Raw genomic sequence first — 17,918 nt, forward strand, 5'->3', positions numbered from 1 at the left:
AATGTATTCAGCGGATCAGCGACCCGATCCCAATACATTGCTAAAAGCCGCGCGCCGAGAGGCGCGCGGCTGTTTGCGTGTATTTCTGGGAGCCGCACCCGGTGTCGGTAAAACATACACCATGCTTCGCACCGCCCGTGAACGGGCAGAGGAAGGTGAAGATATTGTCATTGGCGTGGTGGAGTCACACGGCCGCGCTGATACCGAAGCCTTGTGTGATGGGATGGCACGGCTTCCGCTAGCGCCTTTAAAGCACCATGGCCGAACCTTCTATGAATTTGATATTGATGCCACCCTGGCGCGGCGTCCCACTATTTTGCTGGTGGACGAACTTGCCCACCGTAATATCCCCGGCAGTCGGCACCCGCGTCGTTACCAGGATATTGAGGAGCTGCTGGATGCAGGTATTGACGTGTGGACAACCGTTAACGTCCAGCATCTCGAAAGTTTGAATGATGATGTCGCGCGGATTACTGGGATTCGCATGCGCGAAACGGTGCCCGATGCGCTGTTAGAGCGCGCCCGCGATGTATCGCTTGTTGACTTAACGCCCGATGAGCTCCTTGAGCGCTTAAGGCGTGGCAAGGTCTATATACCCGAACAAGCCCGTGCTGCCATGGAAGGTTACTTTAATGAATCCAATCTCAACGCGCTGCGTGAGCTGGCAATTCAAACCATGGCCGAGCGGGTGGATGCGGATGTTAAAGTGGCAATGGATGCTGGTGGTAGGTCAGGCCCCTGGCCGGTAAGACCGCACCTGTTGGTGGTGATTAATGGCAGTGAAGACGACGTATCGCTGGTTCGCGCGGCTCATCGGATGGCAGAGCGGCGCTTGGCGGTCTGGCGAGCGGTCTATGTTGATAAAGGAATTGCCTCCCCAGAGCAGCAACTGGCCATTGAACAAGTTTTCAGCCTGGTTACTCGGCTGGGTGGCGATTCAATACGTTTACAAGGGCATAGTCAGCTAAGCGAAGCGCTCAACTATGCACGTTCAATTAATGCGACCACCATTGTAGTCGGCCGCGAAGCGAAGCGTCGCTGGTGGAAATGGTCACGGCCACTGGCCCAACGCTTGATGGCGCATGCCGAAGCGTTCGATATTGTTGTAGTGGCACAAGGGGCCTTAAAACAACGTGCCAATAGATGGTGGCATGGCTGGAAACTGCATCCTCCCCAATTACTGGCCACTAGCTTGGCGGTGATGGCATCCCTAGGGGTGGCTGTCGTGCTAGAGCCCTGGCTTGAGCTGGCCAACTTACCCTTAGTGTTTTTAGTGGCCGTACTGTTTAGTGCCGTATGGGCGGGTACCGCCATGGCGATGTTCAGTGCCATCGCGAGCTTTTTAGCATTCAACTTCTTCTTTACCGAGCCGCGTCTAACCTTTGCCATGGTGGAGCGTGGTCAACTGCTGACCGCAGTGTTCTTCTTGCTCGTCGCCGTGGTGGTTGGGCAGCTTGCGGGTAGGGGACGGCGGCGTTTAATTGCACTGCGCGCTAGCCGCGATCAGACCCAGCTTTTGTTGCGTTATGCCGAACAGCTATCAACCGCGACAGACAGCGCCAGTGCAGCAAAAATTGGTGTTGATACATTGGTGCAGTGCTTTGCGGTGCCCACGGTATTTATTGAAAGCGCCGAAAGCGCGAATGAAGTGCGAGTTGTGCATGCGCTGCCGGATTCGGTCCGTTTGGACATGACCGCTAAGCAAGCGGCGGTGTGGAGTTGGCAGCATCAAAAGCCCAGTGGCCAAGGCACAGACACCCTGAGTCAACAGGCTTGGCGCTTAATACCCCTGACAGTGCAGGGCGAAAAAGTAGGGATGCTGGCGCTTAAACTGTCGGAAAGCCTAAAAGCGCTCACCTTCGAACGAGAGTCGTTAATGGATACGCTGGTGCGTCAGCTTAGTATGGCGCTAGAGCGTACCCGGCTAGTGGCAGAGTTGAATACAACCCGTGTCTCCGAAGAGAACGAACGCCTGCGCTCTGCGTTACTCTCATCGGTGTCTCATGACCTACGTACACCACTCTCTTCTATTATTGGCTCAGCCAGTTCGTTGATTGAACTCAAACCGCAGCTAAGCGATAGCGACCAGCGTGAGCTGCTTGATGGCATTTTGTCCGAAAGTGAGCGCCTCAATCGATACATACAAAACTTGTTGGATATGACCCGACTAGGTCACGGCACGTTAAAAATTGAGCGAGACTGGGTAGCGTTTGACGACGTTATTAACTCAGCGCTCAAGCGCTTGGGTCAGTCGCTTAAGCATGTCGTTGTCCGCAAGTCCTGGCCTCCTTCGTTACCGCTACTTTATGTCCACCCTGCGCTGGTAGAACAAGCGTTGGTCAATGTCTTGGATAACGCTCAACGTTTTTCACCACCAGGGGGTGAATTGAGCATAAAGGCGCACTTCACTGAAGGTGATCCCGCAACGTTGGTGATTACTGTTGAAGATCAAGGCCCTGGTATTTCCCCCGAGCTACGCGAGCAGGTATTCGATATGTTTTACAGCGGTGGCGACGGCGATAGAAGTGCTCATGGCAGCGGCCTTGGTTTGGCCATATGTCGTGGCATGATTGGTGCCCATGGCGGCACTATTATGGCCGGTACGGGCGAAAGTGGGCGAGGCACCGCGATTATTATAACGCTGCCACTGTTAGGTGCAGATATTAGGAGGGGTGATGAAGAGTGAAGGCAGCGGTCGCATTCTAATTGTTGATGATGAGCAGCAGATTCGGCGATTTCTGCGTATCAGTTTAGCCTCTCAGGGCTACGCAGTATTGGAAGCAGAGAATGGCGAGCAAGCGTTAGCCATGGTGTATACCCAAGCCCCTGACGTCGTGCTGCTCGATTTAGGCTTGCCTGATATGGACGGCCACGAAGTACTGCAGGGTATACGTGAGCACAGTACCGTACCGGTCATTGTGGTATCTGTTCGTGATCGGGAAGAAGAGAAAGTCTTTTCGTTGGATAACGGTGCCAACGATTACGTTACTAAGCCCTTTGGCATTCAAGAGTTACTAGCGCGTATAAGAGCGGTATTGCGCTTGGCCCAGAAAGCTCGGGGAGAGCAAACATCAAGTTACTATGTAAGTCAGGGGTTAGCGATTGATCTGGAGCTAAGGCGGGTCACACTACAGCAAGATGATGTGCACTTAACGCGCAAAGAGTTCGCTGTGTTAGCGCGCCTGTGCCGCTACGCCGGGCGGGTCGTTACCCAGACCCAGTTGTTAAAAGAAATTTGGGGGCCAACGCATGTTGATGATACGCACTATTTGCGCATCGTGATCAGCCGACTAAGGCAGAAACTGGGGGATGACCCACAAACACCCACCTTGCTTCAAACAGAAGCAGGCGTCGGATATCGATTGCTGGTAGAAGCCGCGCTACGCCCTGAAACGTAGCACGGTTCTAACAAGGTTAGCGTCGCCAGAACATCGGTGTGAGCAGCACCACGACCGTTAAAATTTCCAGGCGGCCCATTAACATGCCAAGGCACAGTAGCCATTTGGCGGCATCGGGTAGTGTTGCAAAGTTACCTGCCGGGCCAATGGTGTCACCGAGCCCCGGGCCTACATTCGCCACCGCAGTGGCCGCACCGGAAAGGGCAGTGACTAAGTCCAGTCCCAATGCTGAAAGGCTCAAGGCAAGCACTGCAATCGTGATAAAAAAGAAGAAAGAGAAGGCCACTACGCTACGGGAAATATCGTTGGTCACCGGCTGCTGATTATAGCGCGTTGTGAAAACACCATTAGCGTGAATCAGATAGCGCAACTGATTACGCAGCATCAGCATAGCGATTTGGAACCGGAAAACTTTCATACCACCGCTGGTAGAGCCGCTACAGCCACCTATAAACGTAAGATAGAAGAACGCCGCGATGGGTAATGAACCCCACAGCGTATAGTCGTCGGATGCATAGCCAGTGGTGGTTACAACTGAAATGACGTTAAACGTGACGTGGGTGAGCGAGACAAACCAATCATCGCCTTGTAAAACGCGCCATGTGCTAAGAACTAAAATTGCCGCTAGCAGGAGCTTTAACAAACCACGCACCTGTTGGTCTTTCCACAGGGCGCTGCGGGAGGTGCGAATAAAGCGAATATATAAGACAAAGGGTAGCGCACCACTCAGCATAAAAAGGCTACCCATCCATACCAACCACGGTTGCTCAGCGTAGGCACCAAACGAGGCGTCAGAGTTGGCAAAGCCACCGGTCGCCAGTGATGTCATCCCGTGAACCACGGCATCTAGTGGCAGCATTCCACCGACCCAATAGCTCAACATGGCCAGTAGTGTCAGCGCCACGTAGATAGTTAGCGTCGCTTTTGCAATACCTCCCGTACGAGGCATTACTTTATCGGACCAATCCGAAGATTCAGTGTGAAATAGCCGCATGCCGCCTACTTTAAGAAATGGCAGAATAGCGATGCCCATGACGATAATGCCGATACCACCCATCCACTGCATTAAGCCTCGCCACAGCTTTAATCCGTCGGATAACTCTTCGATCCCCGTTAAAATGGTGGAACCGGTAGTGGTAATCGCGGAGACCGACTCAAAGACGGCATTCGTAACGCTAAGTTGGGGCGCACCTAAGATAAGCGGGAGGCTGGCAAAACAGCTAATGCTGGTCCAACTGCCCGCCGTCAATATAAACATTTGCCAAGGCTTCAGCTCCAGCGATACTCGGCGGGTTAGTAACCAAGTGATCAGCGTGGCGCTCAGAATAATGAGAAGCGACACCCCAAAAGCGGGGGCGTCAGGATCTTTTTCAATAATGAGAACAATCCAAGGCAGTGCCATAAACATGGCAAGCACTAACCATAATACTGCCATGATTTTAAATATTTGTGCCCAATTGCGGTAAGCGTCTCGATAGTAAATTCCGCTGGGAAAGGTGGTCATAGATCCGCTCTTAAATTGCCCTAATGTTTATCGCGATATAACACCATGACAACCACAAAAAGTCCGTAAAATTTCTCTAAAAAATACTCAAGTAATAAACACAGTGATGAAAAAACCGACCCCATCAATAGGGTCGGTGACGAGCAAGGTGCTCAAGCGAGGAATCGGGAGTGCTGCACTTAGTAGTTAAATCCAGGAATTTAGCCTTTGACGCCCCCAGCGGTTAATCCACCAATAATCCAGCGCTGGCAGATCAAGAACGCAACGGTAATGGGCAGGCCGGAAAGCACAGCAGCGGCGGCAAAGTTGCCCCAGCGCTGGTTGTGGTCGGCAAGGTATTGTTGGGCACCTACCGCCAGGGTGAGTTTGTGTTCATCCACCAGCAGTACTGAGGCCATGGGGTATTCCATGATGCTCATCACAAAAGCCAGAATGAAAACCACCATCAAAATGGGAATCGACAGCGGCAGCAGAATGTAGCGGAACGCTTGCCAGGTGCTGGCGCCATCAACCATAGCCGCTTCTTCCAGCGAGCCATCAATCGACTCAAAGTAGCCTTTAATGGTCCATATATGCAGCGCGACCGCGCCCAGTGATGCCACGATCAGCGCGCCGTGGGTGTTGATGCCTAACCAGCCAACAAACTGTCCCAGTCGATCAAACAGGGCGTAGAGCGCCACAAGCGACAGTACGGCTGGGAACATCTGGAAAATCAGCATACCTTTCAAAAGCGGTTCTTTGCCTTTAAAGCGCATGCGTGCGAAGGCGTAAGCGCTCGTCGTCGCTAACATGAGAATCAACACCGAAGAAACTACCGCCACTTTTATCGAGTTCCACAGCCACAACAGCACGGGAAAGGGCGGTTGAACAATACTGCCATCCGGGCGTTCCCAGGGAATTCCCAGTGCTAGCGACCAGTGTTCCAACGAGAAATTCTCGGGAATCAAGCTGCCAGAGGCAAAGTTACCCTCGCGAAATGAGATTGAAATCACCAGCAACAGCGGGAAGACAATCAGTGAAACAAAGCAGATCAGTGCAAGGTGTGCGCCCAAGCGGCGCGCACCCACAGAACGCGGTTGAACCATGGCCATGAGTAACCTCCTAAACCTTAACCTTGGAAAGGCGCAAATTAAGCAACGACATACCCGCGACCAAGAGGAAAATGAGCGTTGCGATGGCGGCTGCCAGCCCAAAGTTCTGTCCGGCATCCTGGAAGGCAATACGGTAGGTGTAGCTGACCAATAGATCGGTGGTGCCTGCAGGAGTGCTGGCGCCCAAAATGTCAGGGTTGCCGCCGGTTAATAGCGCAATTAGCACAAAGTTATTGAAGTTAAATGCAAAGGCGGCAATTAACAGCGGTGTAAGCGGTTTAATAATCAGTGGCAGGGTAATCTTGAACAGATTGGTAATAGGGCCGCCGCCATCGACTGCCGAGGCTTCGTAGAGATCTTGGGGGATGGCTTGGATTAGCCCCATGCACAGCAGCAACATATAGGGGTAGCCCAACCAGGTATTAACAATCAACAGCATGGAGCGCGCCAGCCACGGGTCGGTAAACCACTCTGGCCGAACGCCAAACAGCGCGTCCAGAATCATATTCACTTCACCGAAGTGCTGGTTAAACATGCCTTTAAAAATCAGGATGGAGATAAAGGCGGGCACGGCGTAAGGCAGAATTAACAGCGTGCGATAAACGGCTTTGCCCTTGAGTTGGTCCCACTGCAACAGTGACGCCAACACAAAGCCAACGGCCAGGGTGAAGACCACCGTCAGTGCGGCAAACACAAAGGTCCACACAAAGATCTGCATGAAGGGACCGCGAATGTCGGGATCGGTGAATATCTTCGTATAGTTGGTAAATCCTACATTGACTGGCCATCCCGGCGTGATGCTTTCGCCGTTATCAGCGACAAAAAATCCGCTAGCGGGGTCGGGGGTAAGAACGCGGTCATCGCGGCGATCATAAAGCGCGCCGTCTTCACGTGCTTCATAGCGATCTACCATCGGAGCAAACTGGCGTAACCCTGCCATACGCAGCTCCGCGCCATCCGGTGTCAGCAGCCTAAGCCCTTGCAGAGAATCACGTGCCTGGATAATAGCGCGCACTCCCAGTGGCTCTTGGGCAGGCGAAGCGTCTACTGCCTGAATGCCTATTTGACGGGTTTCATGGTTGGCGAAGTTGAGCGGTGAAGAAACGAAACGCTGGGTCGTGTCTGCCTCACTGTTTTCCAGGTATAAGCGGACAAGCTCACCTTCTTGGTAGAGCGTTAGCTCAAACGCGTTGCCTTCCTGTTGATAGGTTTGGCTCATCAACTGGCCGCGCACGCGCTCTTCCGATAACAAGTTGCTTGAGCTGTAATTACTAAAGCTAATGCCGATGGTGTAAAGCAGCGGGAAAATAACAAATACACCCAGCCCCGCCACGGCAGGAAAAATATACCGGTGGCTCATTAACGTGCGTTTGGTAAACACCACGCCCAGCGAGGCGCCCAGCACTAGAAAGAGCAGCGCGAACATCCACTGGCCATTAAGGTGAAAGGCGACTACCAGCCATAACAGCGCGATTACCAAGGTGGCAATGACGCAGCGAAGTGTCCAGCGGGTGTAACGTTCGGTGAGATGGCGAGAGCGGTGGCGGGGAAGGCCACGAGAGGCGTTAGTGGTATACATAGTGACATCCTGAAAGCTGCCCGGTGGCATTGGCTACCGGGCAGAAGGGCAGAAAAAGCTTACTGGCGCATACGCCGTGCAGCGGCATCCAGCGCTTCTTGGGGCGATTGGCGTCCACTGCCGATGTTTTGCAGGGCGGGCTCCATGGCTGCCCAGAAAGCACCCATTTCAGGAATATTTGGCATGGGCATACCGACTTCGGCATTTTCAAGCGTCGCGGCAATGTTGGGGTTATCAGCAAGCTCAGCCTGATAATCGATATGGGCAACCGCTCCCAGTGAGCCGTCGCTGTTGAATGTGTGCATGCCCTCTTCGCTAAGCAGATAGTTTTCTAAAAACTCCACGGCGAGAAAATCATTGGGTGTGGCGGAGTTAATCATTGCCGTCATCACGCCAAACATGGGTTTAGCACGTTCATCCCCCACTTTCGGCAGTAACGCGACGCCGTAGTCAATTCCGCTACGCTCCAGGTTCGGCCAGGCCCATGGGCCGCTAATCATGGTAGCCACTTCGCCCTGGTTAAAGCGGGTGTCCATCAAGTTGTAATCAGTGCCGCGGGGTAATACATCGCTTTCGATCAACTCAACCAACAGTTCTGCCCCTTGTAAGGCACCTTCGTTGTTAACGCCTATATCGTTGACGTCATAGCCGCTGTCGGTCTGCTTGAAAGGGTAGCCGCCGTTGGCCGCTAGCAAGGTCCATCCGTAATACGGCTCACTGTAATCAAATAGGATGGCCTTTTTGCCGTCTTGAGAGAGCGTTTCGTCAAGCTCCATCAGTTCGGCAAAGCTTTCTGGCGGTGTTTCTACCAAGGCTTTGTTGTAAATGAGGCCCAGTGACTCTACCGATATCGGGTAGCCGTAGGTTTCACCATTCCACAGCGCAGCTTCCCAGGTGAAGTCGTAAAACGCCTCGCGGAAGCTGTCACTTGGGGCGACTTGTTTCAATAAGCCGCTTTGTGCCCACTCGCCCATGCGGTCGTGAGCCCAGATGACGATATCCGGTCCCTGGCCACTTCCTGCCGCTTGCTGAAAGCGATCGGTAAGGTTATCGGGAAATACCACCTCAACTTCGATGCCTGTTTCTTCAAGAAACTGCTCGGCAACTGCGCGAATGCCTGCTTGACCTTTATTATCACCCATCCAGATAGTCAGGCGGTCGTCCTCAAACGCAACGGCGGGAAGGGCGGCACTGGCAGCCAGCGTGGCGGCTAACAGTGGCATCATAATTGGGCGAGACGTTGCCATAATGTAAATACCTCATTGTTGTTGTCGTAGAGTGCTGCGAATATTTTGATGAGCAGCGCTTTAGTCAGTGCCAGCGTCGCCAATTACGCGCAACGTCATCTCATCCTCAAGGGGCGTAGCGATGGCGTATCCAAGGGGCGTAGAGTGGAATGAAAGGTAACAATAAAGCGGTATAACGTTAGGTGTCGGCATCGGTACTGCTCAGGGTCGACACTGCTCAAATAGAGACGTAAATAACGTTTAAAGTTGTAATTGGGGAGGCAGTGCTATTTTTTTGTAGTAAAATTACATGTAATGTTGCGTATAATGCCCGATATCAGATAGATTTTAGGTAATCTAACTACATTAGATCATCTAATTATAAATAGGAGCTGAGATGAGCCAGTCACATTCCCCGCTGGGCGATCAGAAACACGCTATTGATTTAGCGCTGTTTGGGGCGCTGGGCGATCTTGCGATGCGCAAGCTGTTTCCTGCGCTTTATCACCTTGACCGTGAGGGCTTAATGCCCGCAAGCACGCGGATTATGGGGCTGGCACGTCAAGCGCATGACACCGCTGCATTCCGCCAATTGGTCAGCGGCGCGCTGCAAAAGCGGCTAAAAAAAGATGAGCAGGATAAAGAGAGTCTCGAGCGTTTTCTAAATCGGCTTGACTATTGCCAGCTGGATTTCAAAAAAGCTGAGGGCTTTGAGCAAATACGTGAATGGCGCGAAGGCTCTGATCGCCCCATGGTGGTTTACTTATCCGTTGGCGCCATGATCTACGGCGATATTTGCCGCAACCTTGAGGCGAGTGGCAGCCTGGATGAGCAAACGCGGGTCATCGTTGAGAAGCCCATCGGCTACGACTTAGTGTCATCAGAAGAAGTTAACGACGCTATTGGGGCCGTTTTTCCTGAGTCGCGTATTTACCGTATTGACCACTATTTAGGTAAAGAAACGGTACAGAACCTGATTGCGCTGCGCTTTGCTAACCCGTTATTCGGGACGCAATGGAATCAGAACCACATTTCCCATGTAGAAATTACCGTTGCAGAAAAGGTCGGCATTGAAGGGCGCTGGGGCTACTTCGATGATGCCGGGCAGCTTCGCGATATGGTGCAAAACCACTTGCTCCAATTGCTATGCTTGATTGCCATGGACCCGCCTTCCAACCTGGATGCCGACGCGATTCGTGATGAGAAAGTAAAAGTGCTTAAAGCCCTAAAGCCGTTTACCGGTGAAGCGCTGGGGCGTGATGTAGTACGTGGGCAATATACCGCGGGCACCAATGATGGTCAGCCGGTACCCGGCTACCTGGAAGAAGAAGGGGCGAATACCCAGAGCCAGACCGAAACCTTTGTGGCAATGAAAACCGAGGTTTCAAATTGGCGCTGGGCGGGTGTGCCGTTCTACCTGCGTACCGGTAAGCGCATGCCTGAAAAACTGTCCCAAATCGTGATCCACTTCCGCCAGCAGCCGCACTATATTTTTGATCCTGATCAGCGGGGGATTGCGTCTAACAAGCTGATCATTCGCCTGCAGCCGGATGAAGGGATCGCGCTTCAGGTGCTCACCAAAGACAGCGGTTTGCATAAAGGCATGCGCTTACGCCCTGGCCCGTTGCACCTGGACTTTAACAGCGCGTTCCCCAAATCACGTATCCCAGATGCCTATGAGCGCTTGCTGCTGGAAGTTATGAAAGGCCAACAGTATCTGTTCGTGCGCCGCGACGAAGTTGAGCACGCTTGGCGTTGGTGCGACCAGCTCATCGACGGTTGGAAAGCCCGTGAAACCCCGCCGCGCCGTTACCCGGCAGGCTCTTGGGGGCCAGTCGCCTCCATCGCCATGATTACCCAAGATGGCCGCAGTTGGTACGAGGACTATTAATATGAGCGAAGCACGTCAAGCGCTAGCACAACAGCTGGCAGAAGCGGTCTTCCAGGCATTGGCCGAAGACTTGAGCCGCCAAGAGCGCGCGCTACTGGTCGTCTCGGGTGGCTCTACGCCGGTGCCTTTTTTTAAAGCGCTGGCAGCCAAACCGCTGCCTTGGGAGCGCATTGATATCACCTTGGCCGACGAACGCTGGGTGGATGAGGGAAGTAGCGATAGCAATGCCAAGCTGGTGCGCGAAAACCTGCTTCAAGGAGCGGCGGCGAACGCCAACTTCGTACCGCTAACCTCGGATGCCTCGACGCCGGAAGAGGGGGTTGATGAGGTTGCCAAACGCACGGCATCTCTGCCTTGGCCCGCCAGCGTTGTGATCTTGGGAATGGGCGGCGATGGCCATACGGCGTCGCTGTTCCCCGACAGCCTAGAACTAGGTTTAGCGCTCTCTACCGATGAGCCGCTTGTCGCGGTACGCACGCCTAGTCAGCCGCAGCCGCGTATTACTTTCTCAGCAGATCGCCTGCATCAGGCGCATCGACATATTTTACATATTACTGGCGATGATAAGCGCAGCGTATTGGCAAACGCCATGAATGGTGATGATGTCCGTAAGCTACCTATTCGCGCGTTTTTATCTTGCCCGTTAGCGATCTACTGGGCGCCGTAACGCCTGGGCTTTCGCCAATAAACGTTTGCCAGTAACACCTGCTTGGAGACTCACTGATGACAATCGATAAACAGCTACCCTCAACACGTACTGCCGAGCTTGACAGCATTTGCTTAAAGGCTGAGGTCATTCCGGTGATTACCGTTGAGCGTCTTGAAGATGCGGTACCGCTAGGTCGCGCCTTGGTTGAAGGTGGCTTAAGCGTGTTGGAAATTACCTTGCGTACCGACTGCGCGTTGGAAGCAATTAAACGCATGAAAGAAGCGCTGCCGGGAGCCAGCATCGGTGTTGGTACCGTGTTGACGCCCGCGCAATACCGCCAAGCTGAACAGGTAGGTGCGGATTTTGTAGTGACACCTGGCGCGACGGAAGCGCTTTATCGCTATGGCGTAGAGAGCCCGGTGCCGATGTTGCCCGGCGTATCAACGATCTCTGAGCTGATGACAGGCTGGCAGTACGGCTATCGCCGCTTCAAGTTTTTCCCGGCTGAGTCCAGCGGTGGTGCCAAAGCCATTAAAGCCTTTGGCGCGCCGATTCCCGAAGCACGCTTTTGCCCAACCGGCGGTATCACGGTTGATAACGCTGAAACCTACCTGTCACTACCCAATGTTATGTGTGTAGGCGGTTCTTGGCTAACACCGAAAGCCATGGTTGAAGCAGAAGATTGGGACGGTATTCGCGAGCTGGCCCGTCAGGCCGCTGAGCGTTTTCACCACTAACGAATACGATGTAAATCGACACGAGCACTCTCGTTACTTGCCTCACTGATATCGGGTCGTGTGGGTAAGTCATTTGCCCGAGCATATTGCCATGCTCGGGCTTTTTTGTGGTGCGCCAGGTAGGGGCTACCGGCGCGACCTTTCCCAACCCGTGGCGAGTAGTGCCGTGATGGCACACAGTAATGCACTCTGGCCCATATTATTTAGCCAACTGCTGGCTCCGAGCCCTACTCCTATTAGCAGGTAGTAGCCGAGGCCGAATAGGGCGCCCGCGCTGCCCAATTGCTGCTGGTAGTTTTTAAGTGCTCGGCTGAGGATATTGGGAATAGCCACCGCAAACGCTGCTGCTATACCCATCATCGGTAACAGGAATAGCAAGGAAGATTGCAGGGTGTAGACGCCCAGGGCGCTGACCATCGCTAGTTGACAGGCTCGGACGATAAGTTGATGGGGGCTCCTGCCATTCTTCAGTAGCGTCTTGTTAGCATAGCTGCCAAGTATGCTGCCGGTTGCCAGCGCTAACCCGCTGTAACCGAACGCCTGCGCTCTCAGTCCAAGCCTATCAAATAGGAATGGGCCCTGTAGATAATAGCCAAACAGCAGCACGTTAAAGCAGGCCACCAGAATGACATCGCGCCATAGCGCAGCGTCTTTCACCATCTGTTTTCCTAGCGTGACTAGGTCAACAGGCACCTGTACCTTACGGGTTTCTGGCAGTATTTTAGCGGTGATGGCAAGCAGCAGGAGTGCCAGCACAAGCAGTGCGCTGAACACTGCCTGATGACCACCAAAGTTGACCAACTGCCCGCCAGCAAATAGACCGACCACCGGACTAAGGGCGATACCCATTCCCATGTAAGAGAAAATCTGCGCCAGTTTCGCTCCCTGCCAACGGTCACGCAAGATTGTCTGGCAGACCACTGAGCCGGTCGCTGCGCCAAAGGCGCTTAGCGCTCGGGCTAGCAGTAGCCAATGAAAATCGGGAGCGTAGATAGCAATGCCGGAACCGAGTGCGTAGCACCCCAGCCCAAGCAGCATAGCCGAGCGACGACCTAGCTTGTCCGCCATCATGCCCCAGAACACTACGCCGAAGGCGAACACTAAAAAATAGCAGGAGAGGGTCAGACCCGCAGTGGAGGCTGATACGCCGAAAAAGCTCGCCATCGACGGTAGTGCAGGGCTGTAGATAGTCTCGACCACCTGGGGGAACATCATCAGTGCCAGGATCAAATAAAGTAGCGGGTTCATCGTGACGATTCCATGTCTCTTGAAACGTGGTGCTAGCTTACTTAGTCTTGTGTTGTTCAAATAACGTTATTCAAACCAAATATGTCGAAAATAAGACAGTGGCACTGATCAACCAGCAGCAGTCTTTTGACCCGGACTTGGTAGTAGGCAACGTGGTGGGAATTGCCGCCGAGGTCGGTCGTCATGATTCAGGTATGCACAGTCACGCCAAAGGGCAGCTGTTGTATGCCCCACGTGGGTGTATGCGCATTGTGCTTGATGGTCAGCGATGCGTGTTGCCGCCAACTCGAGCGGCGTGGATCCCTGCTGGGGTTAAGCATCAGGCGATGATGACCAATGTGGTGTCATATCGCTCCGTCTACTTCAGCCTCGAGGTGTCTCAGTTACTTGGCCAGGAGGTGAAAGTGGTCGTGGTGAATGAGCTTTTGCGCGCACTGATCGAACGTATGGCCTGGTGGCCTTGGGATATAACGGATGTTAGTACGCACAACACGCTGGCATTGTTTATAGAAGAGATGCAGCAGGCTGAGCGTGAGTCACTGCAACTGACGCTACCGTTACACACGCGTTTGAAGGCGCTGGTTGAACGCTGGAGCCCTGAGGGGGAATTACCCCCAGCTCTGATCCCGCTTGCAGGACAGTTTGGTGCTAGTGCTAAGACAGTCAGCCGGATTTTTTGCCGTGAAACCGGGATGAGCTACCAGGCCTGGCGCCAGCAATGGCGTCTGCTTGCGGCTATCGAACTGCTATCAATGCAACGTCAGGTTAACGATGTGGCCTACCTGTTGGGGTTCTCTTCGGACAGCGCCTTTATTCATTTCTTCCGTCAGCACACAGGGATGACTCCACTGAAGTATATGCACGGGCAGTGGGAGGCTGAGCCTGGCAGGTCCACTGTCGACATTGCTTGAAGAACCTCTCGTGCCATGTCGACGTTTGAGTCTTTGAATCATCGTAAAGATCGACCCGGCTAGATCAACCTCTATTCAGTGCCATCGAGGAAGTGCAGGAATAGGCAGCGTGATGGTTTTTTGTTAATTTTTCCCTTGTTTAGCCTCCTTTAGCCGAGCTTTCGTACTAAACCTAGAGCCGGGAAGAAAAAAGCGTGATAGCCTCAACTTAATCGATTAAGTTAGGGTTTTTTACATTGAATCTCGTCAAATTTACTCCTCTTAGGCCAACGCTGCATTTTACGCCGTCTACTGGCTGGATGAATGACCCCAACGGGCTTGTATATTTCGAAGGGGAGTATCATCTCTTTTATCAATACCATCCCCACGATACGGTATGGGGGCCCATGCACTGGGGGCATGCGGTAAGCACCGATCTTTGCCGTTGGGAACACTTACCTATTGCACTGATGCCAGACGCCCAAGGGGCGTGTTTTTCAGGTAGTGCCATCGTGGATGAGCATGATGTGACGGGTCTGTTTGACGGCCAGCCGGGGCTGCTGGCGTTTTATACCTGCCACCGAGTGCTTTCCGATGACCCTGAAGATTATGAGCAGTCACAGTGTTTGGCTTATAGCCGCGACAAGGGGCGCACTTGGCATCAGTACGCCAATAACCCAGTGCTACCCGCGCCAGGGTTTAACGATTTTCGCGACCCAAAAGTGTTGTGGCATGCCGCTACCCAGCGTTGGGTAATGGCGCTGGCTTGTGGTCAGGAAATTCATTTTTACACCTCGGAAAACCTATTGGACTGGCAGTTTGCCAGTGCGTTTGGCGAGGGCCACGGCGCGCATACTCAGCACCCTTGGGAATGCCCCGATTTGTTCGAGCTGCCAGTGGAAGGCGCTAGCAATGGGCAGCTATCTAGCCGCTGGGTATTAATCGTTGGCATTGGGGCTACGCCAGATAATGCCTTTGGCTCGTTCACGCAATATTTTGTGGGCGAGTTCGATGGCCAGCGTTTTACTAACGACCACTCGCCTGATGACGTCATGATGATGGACGAAGGACGTGACTTTTACGCCGTGCAGAGCTGGTCGAATATTCCGGGGCGCCGTTTAGTCGTGGCTTGGCTGAATAATTGGCAGTATGCCAATCATGCGCCTGAAGCTGGCTGGCGGGGAATGATGAGTCTGCCCAGAGAGTTAACCCTGCGTGCGACATCGAGCGGCATTCAGCTTTGCCAACGTATCGCCAGCGAGTGCCATGAGGCGCTGACAGCCGTACCGCATACTATCCCGCCACAGGCGATGCTGGGTGTTGGGCAATATAGCGTCTTAACCTCGTTGCCACCGGTAAGTCGTGGTGTGCTTGAACTGACCTTAACGGCTGGCAGCCGAGTGGCGTTGTCGCTTCAGCAGGGAGATCATCAACAGCTCATGCTTGAAGCGGTAGAAGAGGATGTTGCACTTCGCTACACGCGTAGAGGCGTGAACGGACAAGCAGCTTTCGATGACCATTTCGCCTGTGACCATGCGGCGGGCAGCGTTGATGGTTTAACGATCACGCTAGAGTGGTGGTGTGATCATGGCTCGCTGGAGATCCTGGTGAACGGTGATACGCAACAACGAGCGATTACTCAGGTGAGCTTTACAACTCAAACAACAGGCTCGATTGAGGTCAACGTCTTGGAAGGCAGCGCAGGGTTGCTCGGTGGCAGTGTGGTATCGAGTAAAGGTGCGGTAGCGCGTTAGTAGGATTTAGCATGTAATTACATAGTTAAGGGGCGTGCTGTTGCACGCCCTTTTTTGCTACAGACGTTACGTATTTCTTAGCGCTTCAATATCACTATGGGTCGGCAGTGCGGCGTAGGCGCCTGGGCGTGTTACTGCGTGAGCACCACAGCGGCAGGCAATATCCACCGCGCGGGTTAGAAAGGCACTGTTGTCCTGGTACCAGTTCTCATCAATGCCGTGCCGTGAAAGCTCAGCCAGCAGGCCGCCAATAAACGCATCACCGCCAGCCGTAGTGTCAACAGCGGTCACTTGGGGCGGTGTGATGGTGTGGTCAAGGCCAACACCTTTCAGCACCACCTTGTTAGGGCCGTCGGTGATTAAAATTACTTTTACCCCGGCGGCTAGTCGCTGAGATAGCCACGCTTCCTGAGAATGCCCGCCACGAAGATAATCAAGCTCCTCCAGTGAGACTTTAACGAGCTCGGCGCTATCCAATAGCTCGGTTACTAGCCAAAGGTCGGCTGACCCTTCGGTCCACAGATTGTGGCGGAGGTTGGCATCCACGCTGACTAAACAGCCTGCGCGCTTTGCCATAGCGGCAATCGCTAAGGTGGTGTCGGCAATCTCGGGGTCAGTCAAACTGTTGCTGCATAAGTGAACAATCGCCGGTTGTTCAAACACGCCGTGGGGCAGGTGCTCTAAGCGATAAAGCAGGTCGGCCGCCGGTGGGCGATAAAAATCAAACGTGCGCTCGCCGCTGCTGTCCCGGGAAACAAACGCCAGCGCAGTGCGTGCCTCTTTGGTCAACACCACACCCTGAGTATCCACACCATGGCTTTTTAGCTCACGAATCAGGAAGTGGCCAAACGTATCGTCACCCACCATGCCTAAAAACTGGCTGGGTACGTTAAGTCGGGCACAGGCAACCGCGACGTTAGCAGGTGCGCCGCCCGCGTAAGGAGTGAAGGTTTCTTGGCCAGTATCATCGCCTAAGCGGCTGGACAACATATCAACCAAGGCTTCACCGAAAGCAATCACCGGCGTCATAAGTCATTCCTTGTCATTATATTATTAATTGATGAAGGGGTTACGCGACGCAGTGGCCTCGCGCGGCCTCTAATAGCTCGTACCATGTCTCCCTTGAGAGCGTCTCAGGCCCGTCGAGCATGTCAGCAATACGCTCAGGCTTCACACTGCCCACAACGGGAATCGGCCGACTAGGCAGTGACCGCAGCCAAGCCAGCGCTAACGCGTTAGAGGTACCGTTTTGCTCTCGGGCTACGCGGTTAAGAACGTTACCGACGTCGCCTTGCATTAGTGTGCCGCCCGCTAGTGGTGACCACGCCATCGGCCAATGGCCGTCGGCGCATAGATCATCAAAGCTACCATCAAACAGGGGGGCGTTATGGCTAATGGAAAGCTCGATTTGGTTGGCACGTAAAGGGTGGTGCATGGCGTTTTGCAGCCTACGCCACTGACTTGGCAAATGGTTGGAAATGCCCGCAGCGCCAATTTTGCCTGCATCGATAGCATCATCAAGGGCACGGCCAGTTGCTTCTGCGTTCATTAATAAGTCAGGGCGATGAATTAAAAAGTGATCTAGCCGCTCGACGCCAAGGCGGTTAAGTGCATTGTCGATGGCGCGGCTTAGATAATCCGGGCTGGCGTTGTAGTGTTTCACCTTGCCAGAGCCGTGGGCTGGGTTATCGTTGGCGATGCTCGCTTTTGTCACCACCTTAAGCCGTTTTGACAGTCCGGGGCGCGTGTTTAGCGCGTGACCAAACAGCGTCTCACACGCACCGTTCCCGTAAATGTCGGCATGGTCGAACCAGTGCAACCCCTGCTCGATACGGGCTTCGATCCAGTCGGCGAGATAGCTCGCCTGGTGCATCTCTGGTGCTTCATGCAGGCGCATCATGCCGAGAACAAAAGGCACATCGAAGGTGTGAGCAGGCATGGACATTCCTAA

14 protein-coding genes are annotated in these 17,918 nt (G+C 53.6%); 7 read left to right on the plus strand and 7 right to left on the minus strand.

The genetic code is table 11. The annotated features are described in order from the left end of the window. Window position 1: 1 nt before the first annotated feature. Window positions 2-2,686: a sensor histidine kinase gene (locus tag NF683_RS14535; RefSeq protein WP_253920294.1), complete on the plus strand. Its 2,685-nt coding sequence runs from the start codon at window positions 2-4 to the stop codon at window positions 2,684-2,686. Further along, window positions 2,676-3,398 carry a response regulator gene (locus NF683_RS14540; protein ID WP_089037960.1) on the plus strand — a complete coding sequence of 241 codons (723 nt, stop codon included), beginning with the start codon at window positions 2,676-2,678 and terminating at the stop codon, window positions 3,396-3,398. The genes NF683_RS14535 and NF683_RS14540 overlap by 11 nt, the downstream gene beginning before the upstream one ends. Window positions 3,399-3,414: 16 nt before the next feature. Here the strand turns inward: NF683_RS14540 and NF683_RS14545 are convergent, their stop codons facing one another. The 4 genes from NF683_RS14545 to malE all read right to left on the minus strand — a co-directional run bounded on the left by NF683_RS14545 (window position 3,415) and on the right by malE (window position 8,819). Continuing rightward, window positions 3,415-4,902: a TrkH family potassium uptake protein gene (locus NF683_RS14545; protein ID WP_253920295.1), complete on the minus strand. Its 1,488-nt coding sequence runs from the start codon at window positions 4,900-4,902 to the stop codon at window positions 3,415-3,417. Between the two features lie 200 nt (window positions 4,903-5,102). Further along, window positions 5,103-5,993 (minus strand): maltose ABC transporter permease MalG, encoded by an 891-nt coding sequence (malG, locus tag NF683_RS14550; RefSeq protein ID WP_089037962.1) that lies wholly within the window; start codon window positions 5,991-5,993, stop codon window positions 5,103-5,105. Window positions 5,994-6,003: 10 nt separating this feature from the next. Then, on the minus strand, window positions 6,004-7,572 hold the full coding sequence (gene malF / locus NF683_RS14555; RefSeq protein WP_253920296.1) for a maltose ABC transporter permease MalF: 1,569 nt from the start codon (window positions 7,570-7,572) through the stop codon (window positions 6,004-6,006). A gap of 59 nt (window positions 7,573-7,631) precedes the next feature. Further along, the gene (malE, locus tag NF683_RS14560; RefSeq protein ID WP_253920297.1) at window positions 7,632-8,819 is read right to left on the minus strand and encodes a maltose/maltodextrin ABC transporter substrate-binding protein MalE; all 1,188 of its coding nucleotides are present in this window, start codon (window positions 8,817-8,819) and stop codon (window positions 7,632-7,634) included. A 376-nt stretch (window positions 8,820-9,195) separates the two neighbouring features. On the opposite strand from malE, the gene zwf reads away from it, so the two are divergent. Genes zwf through NF683_RS14575 form a run of 3 tightly spaced genes read left to right on the plus strand, consistent with a single transcriptional unit; the run spans window position 9,196 to window position 12,075 of the window. Next, the gene (gene zwf / locus NF683_RS14565; RefSeq protein WP_089037965.1) at window positions 9,196-10,689 is read left to right on the plus strand and encodes a glucose-6-phosphate dehydrogenase; all 1,494 of its coding nucleotides are present in this window, start codon (window positions 9,196-9,198) and stop codon (window positions 10,687-10,689) included. Window position 10,690: 1 nt separating this feature from the next. After that, window positions 10,691-11,356, plus strand: coding sequence for a 6-phosphogluconolactonase (gene pgl, locus NF683_RS14570; RefSeq protein ID WP_089037966.1), 666 nt, complete (start codon window positions 10,691-10,693; stop codon window positions 11,354-11,356). Window positions 11,357-11,412: 56 nt separating this feature from the next. Next, window positions 11,413-12,075: a bifunctional 4-hydroxy-2-oxoglutarate aldolase/2-dehydro-3-deoxy-phosphogluconate aldolase gene (locus NF683_RS14575; protein WP_038483316.1), complete on the plus strand. Its 663-nt coding sequence runs from the start codon at window positions 11,413-11,415 to the stop codon at window positions 12,073-12,075. 126 nt (window positions 12,076-12,201) lie between these two features. Here the strand turns inward: NF683_RS14575 and NF683_RS14580 are convergent, their stop codons facing one another. Then, a complete protein-coding gene (locus NF683_RS14580) occupies window positions 12,202-13,323 on the minus strand; it encodes a multidrug effflux MFS transporter (RefSeq protein ID WP_089037967.1) in 1,122 nt (373 codons plus the stop codon). A gap of 98 nt (window positions 13,324-13,421) precedes the next feature. Here NF683_RS14580 and NF683_RS14585 point away from each other — a divergent pair, with 98 nt between their 5' ends. Together NF683_RS14585 and NF683_RS14590 are read left to right on the plus strand one after the other, a co-directional pair. Further along, window positions 13,422-14,234, plus strand: coding sequence for an AraC family transcriptional regulator (locus tag NF683_RS14585; protein WP_089040847.1), 813 nt, complete (start codon window positions 13,422-13,424; stop codon window positions 14,232-14,234). 236 nt (window positions 14,235-14,470) lie between these two features. Further along, window positions 14,471-15,967: a glycoside hydrolase family 32 protein gene (locus tag NF683_RS14590; protein ID WP_253920298.1), complete on the plus strand. Its 1,497-nt coding sequence runs from the start codon at window positions 14,471-14,473 to the stop codon at window positions 15,965-15,967. Between the two features lie 66 nt (window positions 15,968-16,033). On the opposite strand, the gene NF683_RS14595 is transcribed toward NF683_RS14590, so the two are convergent. Next, entirely contained in the window at window positions 16,034-16,996 is a 963-nt protein-coding gene (locus NF683_RS14595) for a carbohydrate kinase family protein (protein WP_253920299.1), read from the minus strand. 40 nt (window positions 16,997-17,036) lie between these two features. Next, window positions 17,037-17,906, minus strand: a complete 870-nt coding sequence (locus tag NF683_RS14600; protein WP_253920300.1) for an aldo/keto reductase — start codon at window positions 17,904-17,906, stop codon at window positions 17,037-17,039. Window positions 17,907-17,918 lie beyond the last annotated feature (12 nt).

The sequence above is a fragment of the Halomonas sp. MS1 genome (assembly GCF_024182575.1).
Taxonomy (GTDB): Bacteria; Pseudomonadota; Gammaproteobacteria; order Pseudomonadales; family Halomonadaceae; genus Vreelandella.

What these genes read in the sequence shown, in the direction of transcription:
- NF683_RS14535 (WP_253920294.1), top strand. Translation starts at nt 2, where the DNA reads ATGTATTCAGCGGATCAGCGACCCGATCCCAATACATTGCTAAAAGCC.
- malG (WP_089037962.1), bottom strand. Translation starts at nt 5,993, where the DNA reads ATGGCCATGGTTCAACCGCGTTCTGTGGGTGCGCGCCGCTTGGGCGCA.
- NF683_RS14580 (WP_089037967.1), bottom strand. Translation starts at nt 13,323, where the DNA reads ATGAACCCGCTACTTTATTTGATCCTGGCACTGATGATGTTCCCCCAG.
- malE (WP_253920297.1), bottom strand. Translation starts at nt 8,819, where the DNA reads ATGGCAACGTCTCGCCCAATTATGATGCCACTGTTAGCCGCCACGCTG.
- zwf (WP_089037965.1), top strand. Translation starts at nt 9,196, where the DNA reads ATGAGCCAGTCACATTCCCCGCTGGGCGATCAGAAACACGCTATTGAT.
- NF683_RS14545 (WP_253920295.1), bottom strand. Translation starts at nt 4,902, where the DNA reads ATGACCACCTTTCCCAGCGGAATTTACTATCGAGACGCTTACCGCAAT.
- malF (WP_253920296.1), bottom strand. Translation starts at nt 7,572, where the DNA reads ATGTATACCACTAACGCCTCTCGTGGCCTTCCCCGCCACCGCTCTCGC.
- NF683_RS14595 (WP_253920299.1), bottom strand. Translation starts at nt 16,996, where the DNA reads ATGACGCCGGTGATTGCTTTCGGTGAAGCCTTGGTTGATATGTTGTCC.
- NF683_RS14540 (WP_089037960.1), top strand. Translation starts at nt 2,676, where the DNA reads ATGAAGAGTGAAGGCAGCGGTCGCATTCTAATTGTTGATGATGAGCAG.
- NF683_RS14575 (WP_038483316.1), top strand. Translation starts at nt 11,413, where the DNA reads ATGACAATCGATAAACAGCTACCCTCAACACGTACTGCCGAGCTTGAC.
- NF683_RS14600 (WP_253920300.1), bottom strand. Translation starts at nt 17,906, where the DNA reads ATGCCTGCTCACACCTTCGATGTGCCTTTTGTTCTCGGCATGATGCGC.
- pgl (WP_089037966.1), top strand. Translation starts at nt 10,691, where the DNA reads ATGAGCGAAGCACGTCAAGCGCTAGCACAACAGCTGGCAGAAGCGGTC.